At 37.9% G+C, this 15,774-nt stretch carries 12 protein-coding genes; 7 read left to right on the forward strand and 5 right to left on the reverse strand.

Going from position 1 to position 15,774, the window contains the following annotated elements; translation table 11 throughout:
• The first annotated feature begins 15 nt into the window (after positions 1 to 15).
• The 4 genes from H6731_10045 (at position 16) to H6731_10060 (ending at position 6,084) form a co-directional block, all read left to right on the forward strand.
• Complete coding sequence (locus H6731_10045) at positions 16 to 1,521, forward strand: SpoVR family protein (protein ID USN51980.1); 1,506 nt, start codon at positions 16 to 18, stop codon at positions 1,519 to 1,521.
• 73 nt (positions 1,522 to 1,594) lie between these two features.
• Positions 1,595 to 2,119, forward strand: coding sequence for a hypothetical protein (locus tag H6731_10050; GenBank protein USN50588.1), 525 nt, complete (start codon positions 1,595 to 1,597; stop codon positions 2,117 to 2,119).
• A gap of 604 nt (positions 2,120 to 2,723) precedes the next feature.
• The gene (locus H6731_10055) at positions 2,724 to 4,310 is read left to right on the forward strand and encodes a hypothetical protein (GenBank protein ID USN50589.1); all 1,587 of its coding nucleotides are present in this window, start codon (positions 2,724 to 2,726) and stop codon (positions 4,308 to 4,310) included.
• A 313-nt stretch (positions 4,311 to 4,623) separates the two neighbouring features.
• Positions 4,624 to 6,084 (forward strand): hypothetical protein, encoded by a 1,461-nt coding sequence (locus H6731_10060; GenBank protein USN50590.1) that lies wholly within the window; start codon positions 4,624 to 4,626, stop codon positions 6,082 to 6,084.
• Positions 6,085 to 6,211: 127 nt separating this feature from the next.
• Here the strand turns inward: H6731_10060 and H6731_10065 are convergent, their stop codons facing one another.
• From H6731_10065 to H6731_10075, 3 genes are all read right to left on the reverse strand, one after another.
• Complete coding sequence (locus H6731_10065; GenBank protein ID USN50591.1) at positions 6,212 to 6,472, reverse strand: hypothetical protein; 261 nt, start codon at positions 6,470 to 6,472, stop codon at positions 6,212 to 6,214.
• Positions 6,473 to 6,480: 8 nt separating this feature from the next.
• Entirely contained in the window at positions 6,481 to 7,338 is an 858-nt protein-coding gene (locus H6731_10070; GenBank protein USN50592.1) for a S8 family serine peptidase, read from the reverse strand.
• 467 nt (positions 7,339 to 7,805) lie between these two features.
• A complete protein-coding gene (locus tag H6731_10075; protein ID USN50593.1) occupies positions 7,806 to 8,717 on the reverse strand; it encodes a hypothetical protein in 912 nt (303 codons plus the stop codon).
• A gap of 1,045 nt (positions 8,718 to 9,762) precedes the next feature.
• Here H6731_10075 and hutU point away from each other — a divergent pair.
• The 3 genes from hutU to H6731_10090 all read left to right on the forward strand — a co-directional run bounded on the left by hutU (position 9,763) and on the right by H6731_10090 (position 13,681).
• Positions 9,763 to 11,427 (forward strand): urocanate hydratase, encoded by a 1,665-nt coding sequence (gene hutU / locus H6731_10080; protein ID USN50594.1) that lies wholly within the window; start codon positions 9,763 to 9,765, stop codon positions 11,425 to 11,427.
• Between the two features lie 117 nt (positions 11,428 to 11,544).
• Positions 11,545 to 12,414, forward strand: coding sequence for a hypothetical protein (locus H6731_10085; protein USN50595.1), 870 nt, complete (start codon positions 11,545 to 11,547; stop codon positions 12,412 to 12,414).
• Positions 12,415 to 12,475: 61 nt separating this feature from the next.
• Entirely contained in the window at positions 12,476 to 13,681 is a 1,206-nt protein-coding gene (locus H6731_10090; protein ID USN50596.1) for an imidazolonepropionase, read from the forward strand.
• On the opposite strand, the gene H6731_10095 is transcribed toward H6731_10090, so the two are convergent.
• Together H6731_10095 and H6731_10100 are read right to left on the reverse strand one after the other, a co-directional pair.
• Complete coding sequence (locus tag H6731_10095; protein USN50597.1) at positions 13,671 to 14,324, reverse strand: hypothetical protein; 654 nt, start codon at positions 14,322 to 14,324, stop codon at positions 13,671 to 13,673. The genes H6731_10090 and H6731_10095 overlap by 11 nt on opposite strands.
• Before the next feature lie 75 nt (positions 14,325 to 14,399).
• Complete coding sequence (locus H6731_10100; protein USN50598.1) at positions 14,400 to 15,665, reverse strand: HD domain-containing protein; 1,266 nt, start codon at positions 15,663 to 15,665, stop codon at positions 14,400 to 14,402.
• Positions 15,666 to 15,774: the final 109 nt, after the last annotated feature.

The following is a 15,774-nucleotide window of genomic DNA, read 5'->3' on the forward strand; positions in this document are numbered from 1 at the left end:
ATCAAAGGGGCAATGATGCCAAAAGCGCTGCCATCAGATCTTCGCGAAATGCAAAAGCACGTAGATAAATGTGCAAAAGACTACGGTCTTGATTGCTTTGATATTATTTATGAAATGCTTGATTATGACGAAATCAACATGGTCGCTGCATACATGGGTTTTCCTGTACGCTATCCGCATTGGAAATGGGGAATGGAATACGAGCGCCTCAAAAAGAGCTCGGAATATGGTTTAAATAAAATTTATGAAATGGTTATCAACAATGATCCTTGTTATGCCTATTTGCTCGAGAGCAATACCAATGTGGATCAAAAATTAGTTATGTGCCATGTGACGGGGCACAATGATTTTTTTAAGAATAACTTTTCCTTTTCTCATACTAACCGCTCAATGATCAATGAAATGGCTAACCATGCGGCCAATGTTCGCCGCTATATGAACTGGTATGGGGTGAGCGAAGTCGAATCATTTATCGATCGAGTATTGTCTTTAGAAAATCTTATTGATGTCAACTCTCCTTATATTGTTCGCAAGCGCCCTGTTAAAAAAGACGAAAATACACCACCAGGTATTGCTGGTACCATAAAGCGTATTCCTAATGAACATGAATATATGGAGCGCTATATTAATCCTGAAAGTTTTATTGAACAACAACGAATAAAATTGAAAGAAGAAGAGGAAAAAGCAGCCGCTCGTTTCCCTAAAGAACCAGCGAAAGATGTTTTGGCATTCATCATGGAAAACGCGCCGTTAAAAAAATGGCAGGCCGACGTGGTAGCGATGGTGCGTGAGGAAGCTTACTATTTTGCTCCCCAAGCTATGACCAAGATAATGAATGAAGGCTGGGCATCTTATTGGCACGCTAAGCTTATGTCGGAAAAAATGATGGAGCCTTCTGAGTTAATAGATTTTGCTGACCGGCATTCTGGTGTTATGGCTACAACTCCCACAAGCTTGAATCCTTATAAACTTGGCCTAGAATTATATCGAGATATTGAAGAGCGTTGGAACAAAGGGCGCTTTGGTTCAGAGTGGGATAACTGTTCTGATATGAGCCAAAAGCAAACTTGGGATAAGAATTTAGCTTTAGGGCAAGAAAAAATATTTCAAGTGCGGAAAATATATAATGATCTGACTTTCATCGACGAATTTTTGACCCTTGATTTTTGTAAGAGGGCAAAAATTTTCACCTATGGTTTTGATAAACGCAAGCAAGATTTTGTTATAGAATCACGTGAATTTTCAGCAATAAAACAAAAATTGCTTAATAGCCTTACCAATATGGGCCATCCTCAGATACAGGTGATCAACGGCAATTATGAAAACCGATCAGAGTTATTGCTTGAACATGTGTTTGCTAGTGTTGAGCTCGATTTGAATTATGCCAGAGAAACACTAAAAAATTTAGCTTCATTGTGGAGCCGCCCGGTGCACATCCTTACTAAATTTGAAGGACGCGAAACCATACTCTCGCACGATGGCGAAAATTTCAAAGACAACGTTGTTGGTCGCCAGATTTAAAAATATCCAATGAATTGTTAGGAAAGCTTCGCTCAAAATTTGGGGTACAAAAAAAATATTTTTATGTAATTAGTTGATTTTTAATGTTGGGAACTTATATGCATCAAATCACGCTCATAGTGAAGGTGCTTCTATACCTGTACCTGATTTTTCTTGTATAACTTGTAAGCCTGTAGTTTTAAGCGAAATGCCTGGATTTCCAGGATGTCTTAAAATTCCAAAAGCTGGGTCAACAATAAAAAAGAAATCTAGCAAAAAAAGCTCAAAAATTCTAAGGTTTGGAGCAACTGCTTTGCATGTTAATTTACAAACAGATAAAGTTAAAAAAATATGTGATGAAAATTTTGCTAATCTAACAACCGGTTTTTCTCCAGCAAGAACTGCGCCTAGAAGCATATGTTTGGGGAGCCCTCTTCAGGAACTCACTAATCCGAAAGTGTACTTACAAAAAAGTCCAAGAGTTAAGAAAAAACTTGATTTTAACCTAGATGAAGATGCTCAAACACACTTGCAAGCTCAGATAATAGATTCTACCAAAACCGATTTTCACATAGGCACTTGGGCGCCATTTTTCTTCTTTAGCGTTAGTTATTTTTAGTAAAATATTTAGCAATCCGCGATTTCCTATTAATGGAAAAATTCGATCTGTTTCTGCTGATATTTTTAATAGCCAATGGAAACATCCCGACTATGGTCATGTGTGGAACCTAATTTCTTTTGAAAAAAGTGACTCCAATACCAAAGATCACGAGCTACACTTTTACTTAGATCTTCAGGACCGCAGTTTTTCTAATTTGAGTGAATTTAAGGCTCTTAGCAAATTAACCGTACATAGGTTGGTAAGTAAAGATTATGTAAATTGCGTATCAAAAAAACTTAAAAAAGAAGCATTTGAATACGATTATATAAGAGCTACTAAAGAGAAATTTATGATTAATTTAACTAATAGAAAAACAATTTTTTCTGATAATTATGCTAAAAAACAAGCAGTAATTAAAGTGGTTAGAAATTATGTTAGTTGTTTTCACGAATTAGCTGAGGTGTCTTGCGATTATATAAGTGATTAATTTTCTTGTGCGTTGCTGTTGAAGAATTTATACGATTTTTCCTGCATGCGGCTAAGGTAGTTGCTAGTAATACAGCGCTGATTTGTCCATTTTTGGCCGTCCCAGAGTCTTTGGGGCTCAGCCAAGGAATGTGTTATGACCATGCTGCGCTGCAAATGTCTCATATTGATACTCGCAGGAGCCCTATTTTTAGGACTCTTAGGCGCATGCGATTTTGGTTTTTCCAGTGAACACGCTTTTTCTAGTGATGAAATGGAAAGCATGGATACAAAATTTGATTTTGCTTTGGTTTCACTGGATGGAGAGCCGCGTTTGCAAGTGGTTCTTTCTTTTATTATGCCGCGCTCCCGTATTATTTTAAGATTGCCCAGCAAATTTCTTAGAAATAACAGGCTATTTGATCGGATTGAGTTGCTCGATACTTTATCAGATGGAAGTATTGAAGATATTTCTGGATATGAAAATAAAAAAATTTTGATAGCTCCAGCAGGAAGAAAAGTAAGCATCCGTTATTTTGTCAGAGGTTATGGTGACGATATTAGAGAGCTTAAAAGTTTTTCTGCTCCTATGATCGACAGTAAGTATTTTCAATTTGCAGGGACAATGGCTTTGGTATTTCCTATTGCATTTTTTAATGGCAAAAAAATTCCATTGAAGTTCGAATGGCATCTCAGCCCTGGTTATGAAGTCTTTGATAGTTTCGGTGCCAATAAAACCAATCAAAAGATTGAAGTAAATGCGCACGAGTTGGTAGACAGCGTCTACATTGGCGGAGCTGATCTGCGAGCTTATCAGCAATACGTGAGGGGGCAGCCGGTCAATATAATTTTTGAAGGGCAATGGGATCGCATCAGTGATAGCCAATTTGTAGAAGTTGTCACAAGGTTACTGGAAAAACAGCGCGAAGTTTGGAATGATGATAATTTCCCTTATTTTCTCATCAGCTTTGTTGCTTTAGGAACAGGTTGTTCACAAAGGCGGGAGGCACGTTTTGGTGGAACTGCTCACATAAATTCATTTAGGGCTTATTACCCCTCCGATTGTCCTATGAAACCTGAGATGGTAGAGCTCATTTCCCATGAACTCATGCATGGGTGGATAGGTAAAAAAATTAAAGTAGGTCAAGTCCCTGGAGGATTTGATGGCAAATTTTTTAGCGAAGGCTTTACCGATTACTATGGTCGCATCATGGCATATAGAGCTGGCCTGATCAGTGAAGTAACCTATTTTAAAACACTCGATGCGAGCCTCGAAAAATATTACACCTCAAAACAAAAGCGTACCAAGTTGAGAGATCTTGTACATCGCATTTATCGCAAAGGTTATTCCACGAGAGAGTTGGAAAATATTCCCTATCAGCAGGGAGAAATTATGGCAGCTAACCTCAATATGTTGATAAGAAAAAATTCTAATCATCAATACTCCTTGGATGATGTAATGAAAGATTTATTAGTCCAGGCTGATGCTGCTGGAGGAACTAAGTATTTTAGCATCGAAGAGCTTGCCGATGCTTTTGATCGTTATATCCCCGGAGAATTTTTAAATCTTTATAGAAAAATTGAACATGGAGAGGAACTTTATCCTCCCAAACTTTCTGGCTGTAGTACTCCTAGCAATTTGTCTTATACATCCTTTCAGGGGGCTTATTCTCGATATATTCCCAATACAAATATTTATACTTATCGCAAGCTTTCCGCTAATTGCGCACGCTGGCTTAAATAAACCACATTCACTAAGAAACTGTTTTGAAAATCAAAATCGCGCTGTTTATAAGCCGTTTTAGCTAAACAGTTACAATCGCTCAATAAATATAAAAAATTATTTTCAAAACAGATTCTAAGGTGCTCAAACAGCCATGGTTGACCACTGTGTGGCCGTATTGGCCTTTAGGTGAGGTCAGGGATTCTATAGCTTGGTAAAATCTGGAGATAGAATGTGATCAGATGCAGAGGATACTCAATAACTAAGCTCCTTGTGCGCATGAAAGACTATGTTAGGTTGTGCCAGCCCATTTTATTTTAGGACCCCCTTCAAGATGTTTATTATCCGCCAGTTAATACTTAGTATTATGTTAGTTTTTTTTCTAACTTTACCAGCTTGTGAAAAAGAGTCTCGGAACAGCCAAAATATACCAATCAAAGACTTTAAGCAAAGCTCTACGGGAGCCAAAATATCACGTCCTTATGTTGAAAAAATGCTAGAAATTCTTGGCGCTGAAACAGTTCAAATAGCAAAGCTCAAGCAGGAAAAAGATAAGTGTATTGATGAAAATAAAAAAATATTTAATTCATCTCGTGAACAATGCTATATCGCCCCTGAAAGTGCTGAAAAAATCAAAGACTTAGCTACATCTAAGCACCCTGAAAATTTGGAAGTAATCGCGTTTATAACCGAGCAACTTGGAATAACTTTAGATTTTAATAAAGGAAATTTAGACAGCCTTCTTAAGGTAAAAACTAAGGTTGGAGCAAAAAATTTTAGAATTGTGCTGAATAATTTTGACTACAATCAAAAAGAAGACGCAGCCAAAAAATTGTTTACTGAATTTAAGGATTCAGACCGACAAAAACTTTTTGAAATTTTTACACCCTCGGTCATCGTTGGAAACGAGGTCTATAGCCGAGAAAATTTAGTTAAAAAAATATTATTTAGTGACCTACAAAATAGTGACGAAGTAAAATTAAACAATGCCTTACAACCATATGATAAAAAACTAACTTCCACTTTTGCAATTGATCAAAATGGCAAAATGGTATCAGTAAGTCGATTAATAGAGGATAGAATTAATCGAGAAGATAGGGGGTTTTTGTTTGATTTTTATGTTGAGTATAGTGAAAATTATGACTATGTATTTACAATGAAAGAACCGAAAAACCTTCAAGCAAAGAAAAAGTATTTGGTCATTTATGTTTACTATGCGCTGATAGAGCAAAAACTAGGCTTGTCATCTATCTATGGAGAGAAAGAAGTCAGAAAAGGTCTGGCTGGGATTAGTCTAAGCGAAATAAATACAATTACCAAACAAAGCTTTAGCAAAAAGAGTGCCGCTGAAATTGATGTAATTAGTGGAGTAGTAATGCTTGCCAAAAAATATAACGAATGGAAAGAGCAAAGCATGGCTATTAAGAAAAAATTCGATGATACTTTTGGCAAGGTGTTAAGTTTAGAAAGATATGCCACCGACCTATATAACGAGGAAGAGCGTAAACAAGGCAGAATCATAATAAAAAATAATGCGGGCCAAAGAGCTTGGTTAATTTTTACCCAAGGGATTATGTTCGGCACAGAAAATAATGCAAAGCAAGTTTCAATAGTGCTCTTGAATAATTCACTAAAAAATGACGAATACTTTAGTAAATTTGAAGAAGTAAAAACCTATTTAAATTTTGCTGAACAAGGTTATAAATTATTCGATACTGATGATAAGTTTAGCCAAATTAAAATATCGCTCAATGATATCCTTGCCGAGGTAAATAGAATTAAGGCTAGGCCATAGTAAACTTATGGGTAGCTTAAAAGGTTTTTTCAAAAGCCCTTCCATATTGTGGTGAATGCCCAGCAAGAGCCAAGTCGCACATTAGCCACGCTAAAATGACTGGTTTTTGCTAGAGATTTGATCTTGGCTACTGCCCTGCGTAAACAATTAGTTCGTCAGAAAAAGTATTTACTATTCCTGATTCTGGGCTCGCAATACGAATTTGAACTTCCTTTGTTTTATTTACTTCATTGGGATTGACACTAAGCATAATGAGCAGGGAATCATTTGCATGTCCTTTGGCCTCCAAATTGAATTCTAGTTCGTTTTGGCCATTAAAAGATGCACTAGCCTGAACAGCCCTTATACGATAAGAACCTTTTGCACCACCCACATTAAAAAGTTTCAACTTTCCTTCTAGACGACCTGTCTTAAAATTACGTTCAAGGCCCACCAGTACTTATTGGCATCTATCAGCGCAATCTTAGGCAATCCTTCTTGAGCAGTTTTCTTGGCTGCCTTTACCGCAGCACCTGCATCTACTAGTCCTGGAGTACAAACCTGCTTATTACCAATGCAACAAGCTTTTTGACAGGCATCTTTTTGTTTCCCTGAGCGCCCAGTAACGCAATAAGCATCACAATCCATAGGTATCGCTGTTGATTGCAGTAAATAAACAGCTGTCTTCCAATTGAGGAGAGGGTATACCGTTCGCATAAGTGAAACAATTCCTGTTATTATAGGCGCTGCATATGAAGAGCCATTCATTCCATTTTTTACGCCATTATTGCTTGCCACAGAAATATCGTCGCCTGGTGCCATAATCTCTACAGTTTCGCCCCAATTACTATCTTTATCTGCTCTACCCTGGGCTCTCGTATAACCAACCGTGATAACACCTGTTGCTGAAGCCGGAAATTGTAAATCGGCATTTTTTCCGTCATTTCCCGCTGAGGCGATTATTATGGCATTTCCCCGATTATTAATGCTGGAGATAATAGGAAGATATATTTTTCTGGCCAGATAAGCTTGTTCTGGTTTAATCACAGCTCCAAAAGACATATTTACAAGATGGGCCGGGTTTTCATTTATTTTTGTGCAATGGATATAGTGAGCATTTGCGCAAATATTTTGGTCTCCTGCTGCCCACTGAAGAAGTTCAAGAGTTACTCCATCATGTTCTGCATGTGTATCTATCCATTGTAGAGAAGCTTTAGGATTAATACCTAAAAGTTGTAAGGGATTGTTTTCACATGTACTAATGAGCGATGCCACTCCAAAGAGTTTGACAAAAAAATTCCGCCATTAAACCCATTGCTTGATGAGATGAAAAAATGGCTTGCACCTTATAGTGAAAAACCCCCGTTTTTAGCTATGCAAATATTTGAAGTACCTTTTAGTTTGTTCAATCAAAAAAACTAAAGTTGATGATTTACCATGGTATGGCAAGCTAGATGCAGAACTTTATGCAAACGTTCTAATGGATGAACATTTTGCTGTTGAATGCGATTAAACTTGCACGAATCAGATGCGTTAGAAACTGTTTTTGGGAATTTTTTTGCGCTAATCAGAGAAAGTATTTAACGAAGCATTTTTGGTTAATTTGCTCCGTGATGAACAACAAAGTTTTTGCCAATATGCAGGATATGAGCTGCAGATTTTTTGTCCATCACAAAAAAAATTTTCTCAAAAACCATTCGCTTAATACTTTCAAAAAGCCTCTAAAAAGAGAGTGTCTAAGCTTAATCAAGTTTTTCTTTTTGAGAACGGTAAACAAAGGCATTGTAGGGACCAAAAGATATAAACATCTTGAATAAAGGCCAAGTAAACACAGAGCAAGCTCCATAAGCATATCCTGAAGAACAGCTTATATCGGTGCACATGATCTCTTTGAGCCAGTCATAATCAACGACCGACAAAAATCCAGCCGGATCTAAAATAATGATTTCCTGTTCTCGGTCGTTGATGGCAACGATATTTACATAATGTTGTTTGATTGCTGAAATTGGAAGAAGAATAGTGATCGGATTATTTTTATTTAATTCATTTTTTGTTATATCGATAAAATTAGCAAAATTATTTATTTTTAAGTGCTTAATAGTAATGTTGGTTTCATGACTCATTTTATTGAAATGATTAACCAAGTTATGAGGTAATATCCCTAATCCAAAGAAGGGATAGCTAAGCACTTTTTCTTGCCAATCTGTATTTTGTTCATTCAATGTCCAATCTGCCATAGCAAGACAAATAGCCCCACACGCGACCTTATAAACATTGCCGTTATTCATTGTTTTTATCCGCTCATCAACTTCTTTATTAAAGTTTCTTTGGCGAAGCAAATAATTTATTTCTGGGTCTAGACTGATTTCTGCGCATTGACGAGGAAATTTTTCGGATTCGATTATTTTTTTAATAGGGAGCGCAGGAAGGGTTTCCCAGTCATCGGATTCTCCTAAAAGTTGAAAGTCCTCAATGTTTAAATTCGGTGTAAAATATTCAAAAAAATCAAAAGCTTTTTTGGTGCCATATAATGGGCTTAAAATAGCGACAGCATTTTTTCTTGCTGAATTTGCTTTTAATAGCTTTATTTTTTCATCACGAGAAAGCTTAGCAAATGCTTGGTTAATCTCTTCGATAGTTTCATAAAAAGTCATTGAAAATATGTTTAAGTGATTAATCAATAGTGTAAATATGCATATTAATTTCATTGTTATTCTGTTGATGTATTTGTTTTATAGGTGTATTTTAATGGCAGTTTTATGTTTGTAAATAGAGTATTTTTAAGTGTATTGTGTATGTGTTTAATTGTGGCTTGCCTTTATCTGATTTGAAATGCTTAGTTCTTTGTATTACCACGAGCTTCTTTGGGTCCAAAAAATTATAGGCAAAGCTCCTTGGCTACCAGGGGAATTTTCCAGTGCTTATGGCCGTGATTTAACCTAACCGCTCTACTCATCATGAATATGCAACCTATAGTAATGACCACGCTTTTTTTGCATTTTCTTCTCTTGGCGAAAAGAAAAACACAGCAATTTATTGTTTTTTTATAAAACTTGACAAATCGGGTGATGAGGGCTAGTTGGCCGTATTATGTTGGATTTTCTTATTTCACTAGCTAGCGCAGCTTTTTCTCTTATTGATGTGGTTTTTTGTGCCTGTACAGCCAGACGGCTCAAACGACAAAAAAATACATATTTGAATGCCTGGCGTACTAAATAAATGAGCAGAATATCTAGATTCCCTACTCATAAGTAAGCCCACAGGTGACATAAACGCGAATTCTTGCAAAGGTGACGTTTTTAAAAATCATTTTTTCAGAAAGTTCGCCATAATGCGTGAATAATCTTTTTGTAAATTTCACGGCATTTCTTAGAAGTACCTGATATGGGCTTGACCCTACGAAAATACGAGCACCAGAAGGGATTTTAGTATGTGCGCTGAAACATTGTCGTTCCATGAATAGCAAATAGGTTTAGCTTAACAAGGTTAAAAAAGTAGGTCTTCGTTTCGTAACCATAGCATATGCAGATAGCGATGAGTGGTAGCATGAAGCTGAGTCCAAAATTCTTAACTAAACCTCACGATCGAGACTATTTGAAAATATGTTCTCAAAATAATTTTGAGCAATAAGTAAGTGCCATTATTGGTTTATGTCCACTATGCTGATTTCATGATTAAGATTTTTTAGCAGGACAAAGAATGGATACCATACGACATATCAAAGCACCGAGAGGAACTGACATCACGTGTAAATCATGGGCGCAAGAAGCAGTAATGCGATGCTTGATGAATAATCTTGACAGTGAGGTTGCAGAATTGCCTGAGGAGCTTATTGTCTATGGCGGTCGAGGAAAAGCTGCGCGTTCGTGGGAAGCATATGATGAAATTGTTCGGCAGCTAAAAATTCTTGACAACGACGAAACCTTGCTCATCCAATCAGGAAAAGCGGTGGGGGTGCTTAAAACTCATCATCATGCTCCCAGGGTTTTGATCGCAAATTCAAATTTAGTTGCTAAGTGGGCTACATGGGAGCATTTCGATGAGCTAGAACGCAAAGGGCTTATCATGTATGGGCAGATGACCGCAGGTTCGTGGATCTATATAGGTTCTCAGGGAATTGTGCAGGGCACCTATGAAACTTTTGCTCAGGCTGCCCGGCAGCACTTTAATAACGATGGCCATCTTAGAGGAAAAATTGTTTTGACCGCAGGGCTTGGGGGAATGGGTGGAGCTCAACCCTTGGCAGTCACTATGCTTGACGGAGTATGTTTGGCTATAGAGGTAGATGAAATGCGAGCGAAAAAACGGCTGCATAGCAAATATCTCGATGAGATTGTCTATTCGCTTGATGAGGCCATCGAACGGGCAAAAAAATATAAAGCATCTGAGGTTGGGCGCAGTATTGCCCTCATTGCTAACGCCTGCGAAGTCTACCCTAAGCTCATCGAGAAAAATTTTATCCCCGATTTAATTACCGATCAAACCTCTGCTCATGATCCCATGTATGGATATGTGCCAAAAGGATTGAGCCTTGAACAATGTGTGATCGAGCGCGAAAAAAATCCCCAAAGCTATCTCAAACTGGTAGAGCACTCTATGGCTCAACAGGTGGATGCCATGATTCGCTATCTTGATCTGGGAGTGCCGGTATTTGACTATGGCAATAATATTCGTGCTGGTGCAAAAAATGGCGGATGTGCTCGTGCATTTGACTACGATGGCTTTGTTCCCAAATATATTAGGCCGCTTTTTTGCGAAGGCATGGGGCCTTTTCGGTGGATGGCTCTTTCTGGAGATGAAGAAGATATTTTCAAAACCGATCACGCTATCATGGAACTTTTTTCACATAAAAAGTCATTGGTGCGATGGTTAAAGCTCGCCAAAGAAAAAATTTCGTTTCAAGGTTTGCCTGCTCGTATTTGTTGGCTCGGTTATAAAGAGCGACATTTAGCTGGATTAAAATTTAATGAGATGGTGCGCACAGGTGAGCTTAAAGCGCCAGTCGTCATTGGGCGTGATCATCTTGATTGTGGTTCTGTAGCAAGTCCTTTTCGTGAAACAGAAAAAATGCTTGATGGTAGCGATGCTATTGCTGATTGGCCAATCCTAAATGCTTTGAGCAACGCTGCATGCGGAGCTTCATGGGTGAGCTTTCACCACGGTGGAGGAGTTGGTATGGGCTATAGTCTTCATGCAGGGCAAGTGTGCGTAGCCGATGGTTCAAAAGAAGCCGATGCTATGCTTGAACGCGTGCTTACAGCCGATCCTGCTTTGGGAATTATGCGTCACGCCGACGCCGGTTACGAAAAGGCTTTACAGGTGGCAAAAGAAAGAGGCGTTGTTATTCCTATGGCGTGCCATTAAGAGATGGTTTTTTAGATTTAAGCCTTGGATACAGAAAGCTTGCAGCGATTCGCTATAACTTAAATTAGCCTATCTCTGTTTAGTATTTGGCAATTACCGCATAAAGGACGGGATAATATGATTTTCTTTTTAATATTTTTTTTATTTATTGGTTGTTCACCTATAAAAAATGATTCACGTTCTACTTTTACACAGGTGTTAGCTAAAAATAATTTCTTAGATACTTCAGTGCTCGATATAAATTCTGGCTATTTTATAAATGTGAAAAAATCGAATATTTATAAAAAAATTTCAGGCTGTTATCCAAATGCTATATTTTTACAAGATTATCCCAAATCAGGTATTTTAAAACAGGACTCATATCCATTTTTGGCAATTAAATTGCCTATAAGTTTTTATGATGTTTTACCTAATTCTGTGCAAAAACAAATTTCAATGGAAAAAATAAGTAAAGACTTTATTGATATTTTTATAGTGGGTCAATCACTAAGCACTTTAGGAGAAAAAGAAGACCATAAAGATCAAGATTCATCTCAATATACAACAGGTATTATGTCGCATACTTGGCTTGATACTGATGCCCCTTTAAATTTTGACGGTACTCGCTTACTCACCAGAGTGGATATAGGTGTGTTTGAAAACCAATTTGATGTTAGTTATGAAAATGAAATAAAAGTAGGCGCATTAAAAGATTTCGAAGTACATATACATGATTCTGTTTTATCACCTAGAACTGCGAAAATTAAAATAGATAGCAATAAATCTCAGTATTTTTATTCAGTAGTTATAGATAAAATAAATAAAGAAAATAAAAGAACAGCGATTACCCTTCATTTGCTGTTAAACAGTGATGATGAAGCTAAGTATTGGGATGTTTTTGATAAAGCACCTCTTAATTTACGCGAATTACTAAACAAACTAAGAATGAGCAGTTTGAAAGAGCAAATTCCGATCATAAAATTACTAGATCTGTTCAAAGAACGATGAGGTATGGATGTGTCGGTATTTGTGAAATGGAAATAAAGATTTACCTTGGCAGGAGATTTTTGTGCTTTTGATCAACAATATCAGCCAATTGTTGTGCATGGCGAATCATGAAAATGAGCTTGATCTCATTGAAGATGCGGCATTGCTCATCGATGATTCAACTATTTTTTGGTGTGGTCCGCAAAAAGAGCTACCTCAGGTAATGGTGCACAATATTATTGATGCCGAAAAAAAAGTTGTAATGCCGGGGCTCATTGATTGCCATACTCATTTAATTTTTGCATCTAAACGAGCAGAAGAATTTTCCTGGCGAATGTCAGGTGAGAGCTACCAATCAATCATGGCAAAAGGTGGTGGCATTCAATCCACTGTTAGTGCTACGCGTAAGGCTTCTCATCAACAGCTCTTTGATTCAGCCCACGCATATCTCACGTCCATGTTGCATAAGGGCGTGACGACCATCGAGGCAAAATCTGGATATGGATTGAGCTCAACGCATGAGTTAGCCATGCTGCGTATTTTAAAAGAACTCAATGCATCACACGCCGTAGATATCAGCGCTACTTTTTTGGGAGCTCATGTTATTCCAAGCGAATATAAAGCCAACGCTCAAAGCTACGTGGATGCGATTATTAATGAGATGCTGCCTCAGATCGCTCATGAAAAACTGGCGGTAGACTGTGATGTTTTTTGTGAAAAGGGCGCATTCTCCATTGAACAGACGCGAACCATTTTTAAAAAGGCATGTGATTTAGGTTTTGGTTTACGAGCGCACCTAGAGCAACTTTCTTATCAAGGCAGTGCTCAACTGTTGTTGGATTTTCCCATTAAAAGTATCAGTCATGGCGATTTTTTAAGGGCGGACGATATAAAAATTATCGCTATGCACAATTGTATTGTTGAGCTTGTGCCCATTGCTGCACTTTTTCTGCGGGCACAACAATTGCCGCCGGTGCATGAGCTTGTCAATTCTCACGTGAAGCTTGCCATAGCTACTGATTTTAATCCGGGATCGGCGATGTGCAACGATTTGATTTTGGCTGCACGGCTGGCTGTCACATTGATGGAGGTTGCGCCAGCCAACGCTCTTAAAGCAATAACAGTTCATGCAGCGCTTTCACTTGGTTTTACTGATCGCGGAGTAATCGCTCCAGGGAAAAAAGCAGATATTTTGTTGACCCACTGTCATGATTGGAATGAAATTTTTTATGACTGGACCATGCATCCTGCGCGACTAACCATTAAAAATGGACAACTTACCAATTAAATCCTAAGCCTAGATTGAGTACTGGTATTGCCTGATGGACGAGAATTCCAACCAGGCTGTAGCTCATGGAATTTTTTTTCCATGGAACAGCAAAGTCGATTGTTTCATAAAAGGGGAGATTCAATAAAACTCCCAGTCCGATATCAAGCCTTAATCCTGGAGCGCCGAAAGAAAAAGAATAGCCAACCTCAGGCTGGGCAAGTGCCGACAAAGCAAAATAATCGGGACTCATTGCTAATCCTAAACCGCCTCTCGCCAGAAAATATAGGCCCTCAAGCCCCGTATTTTTAGGGCTAAATCGCATTCCCGCTAACATAAAAACTTCATGGTAGTTGGTCCAAAGTTTCATGACCCGCAAGCTACCTTTATCGGAATAGAGAGGACCATTGTCATGATAGTTTTCATAGCGATAAACTAAACCAAAACTCAAAGCCTTAATATCATCGAGCCGAATTTGAGCATCAAAGTGGAAAGGAAGAAAGACCAGTTTAGGAAATTGGGGGGATACAAAAATTTTGTTGGCGCTGTAAAAAGCCATGGTCTGAAGTCCATTAAAAGCTATCGCATAGCGGGCAGAGTCACATTTTAAGGGAAAGCTTAAGGTAAAAAGGGCAAAAAATAAGGGCAATAAAGTTTTATACATGTATTTCCTCAGATAATTATTAGAGTTTTAGCTCAATTTTTTGGTTCTCGCATGATTTGTTCAAGTAAAAAATATTCATGCTCTTTGAAGTTTATCAACGATCTGTTGAGCTTCTAATACGTAGTGGGGATCAACAAAAATTCTGTCTATCTGTGTGGGCACTTGATAGCGAATGAAAAGTGAAGAAAATTTTTCCAATTTTATGGGATCTTTGCGTGGCTCTTGGACAAAGAGCATCGATTTAGAAGTATTAAAATAATGCGAAATAGAACTTTTGGAGTGGGTACTTATGACCTCGATGCCAGCCTTAGTGAGCGCTTGTTCAATTATTTGAGGCTGATTGGGCGGGGGAATTTTGCTTGAGCTCAGCACTTGTTCAATCAGTAAAACATAGGGTTTTTTTTGAACGATGCGTTGTGCCCAGGAATTTTTGCTATGTCTTAAAGCCCACCATAGATCAACATCGTCAATGGCTAGATAATTTTCGATATCGCTTGGGAGTATAAACTCTTTAGGGCATTCACTAAAAAAATGGGCGAGCATTTTTTCCATAATGACCGGAGTATGATGTAGATAAACGCTCAAAAACATGTGATAGCGTGACAGTAAAAAATCTTCAAAAGCAAATAGGGCTCGTGCTTTAATAGCAAGATAAGCTTTTTTGTGGTCTATAATATAGAGCAGATTTTCAACTAACCAATCGCTATCGAATTTGCCGTAGTTTACTCCACAATAAAAACTATCTCTCAAAAGATAATCCATGCGGTCGCAATCAATTTCGGAAGAAATAATTTGTCGAAGTAAAGGGGAGTAATCGATATTAGCAACAGCAAAAAAATTATTTTGGGAATCCTTGGCAAGCAATGCGGCTACCATAATTGCCATGTCGCTACCAAAATTTTTTTTAATACATTCTGTGAGAGAAGAGTTTAAGATTATGCTCAAGCTATAGTCTTCGTGCTTTACTCGCTCGTTTTTTTTCGAAGTTTGAGATGGAGTTTTTAATGGCATCAACATTTCTGTTGTGTGAGATAGTGGCGGATGACCGACATCATGAAGCAGTGCGGCTAAGCGTACAACTTGGCGAAATAAACTGAGTGAAGTTTGATTAATCGTGCTTTTAGCCATGATTCTATCAAACATTTTACCTGCAAAATTCATTGCCCCCAAACTGTGGGCAAAGCGTGTGTGGGTCGCGCCAGGAAAAGCAAAATCAGCAAAGCCTAGTTGCTTGATACCCCTTAGTCTTTGGAAAGCATGAGATTCAATGACAGCTCGTTCTTGAGAGTTTAGGTAAATAACGCCGTGGATGGGATCTCGTATTTGCGATGTTGTGGTCATGGTATCGCCTCTTATAATTTAAATTCCTATATATTATTACTTTTATCTTCTGGTAAAAAAAGAGATGTTCAGTTTCATAGTAAAGTTTCAATCCCAAAAATAAACTTCA

The sequence above is a fragment of the Myxococcales bacterium genome, assembly GCA_023898405.1.
Taxonomy (GTDB): domain Bacteria; phylum Myxococcota; class UBA727; order UBA727; family JABDBI01.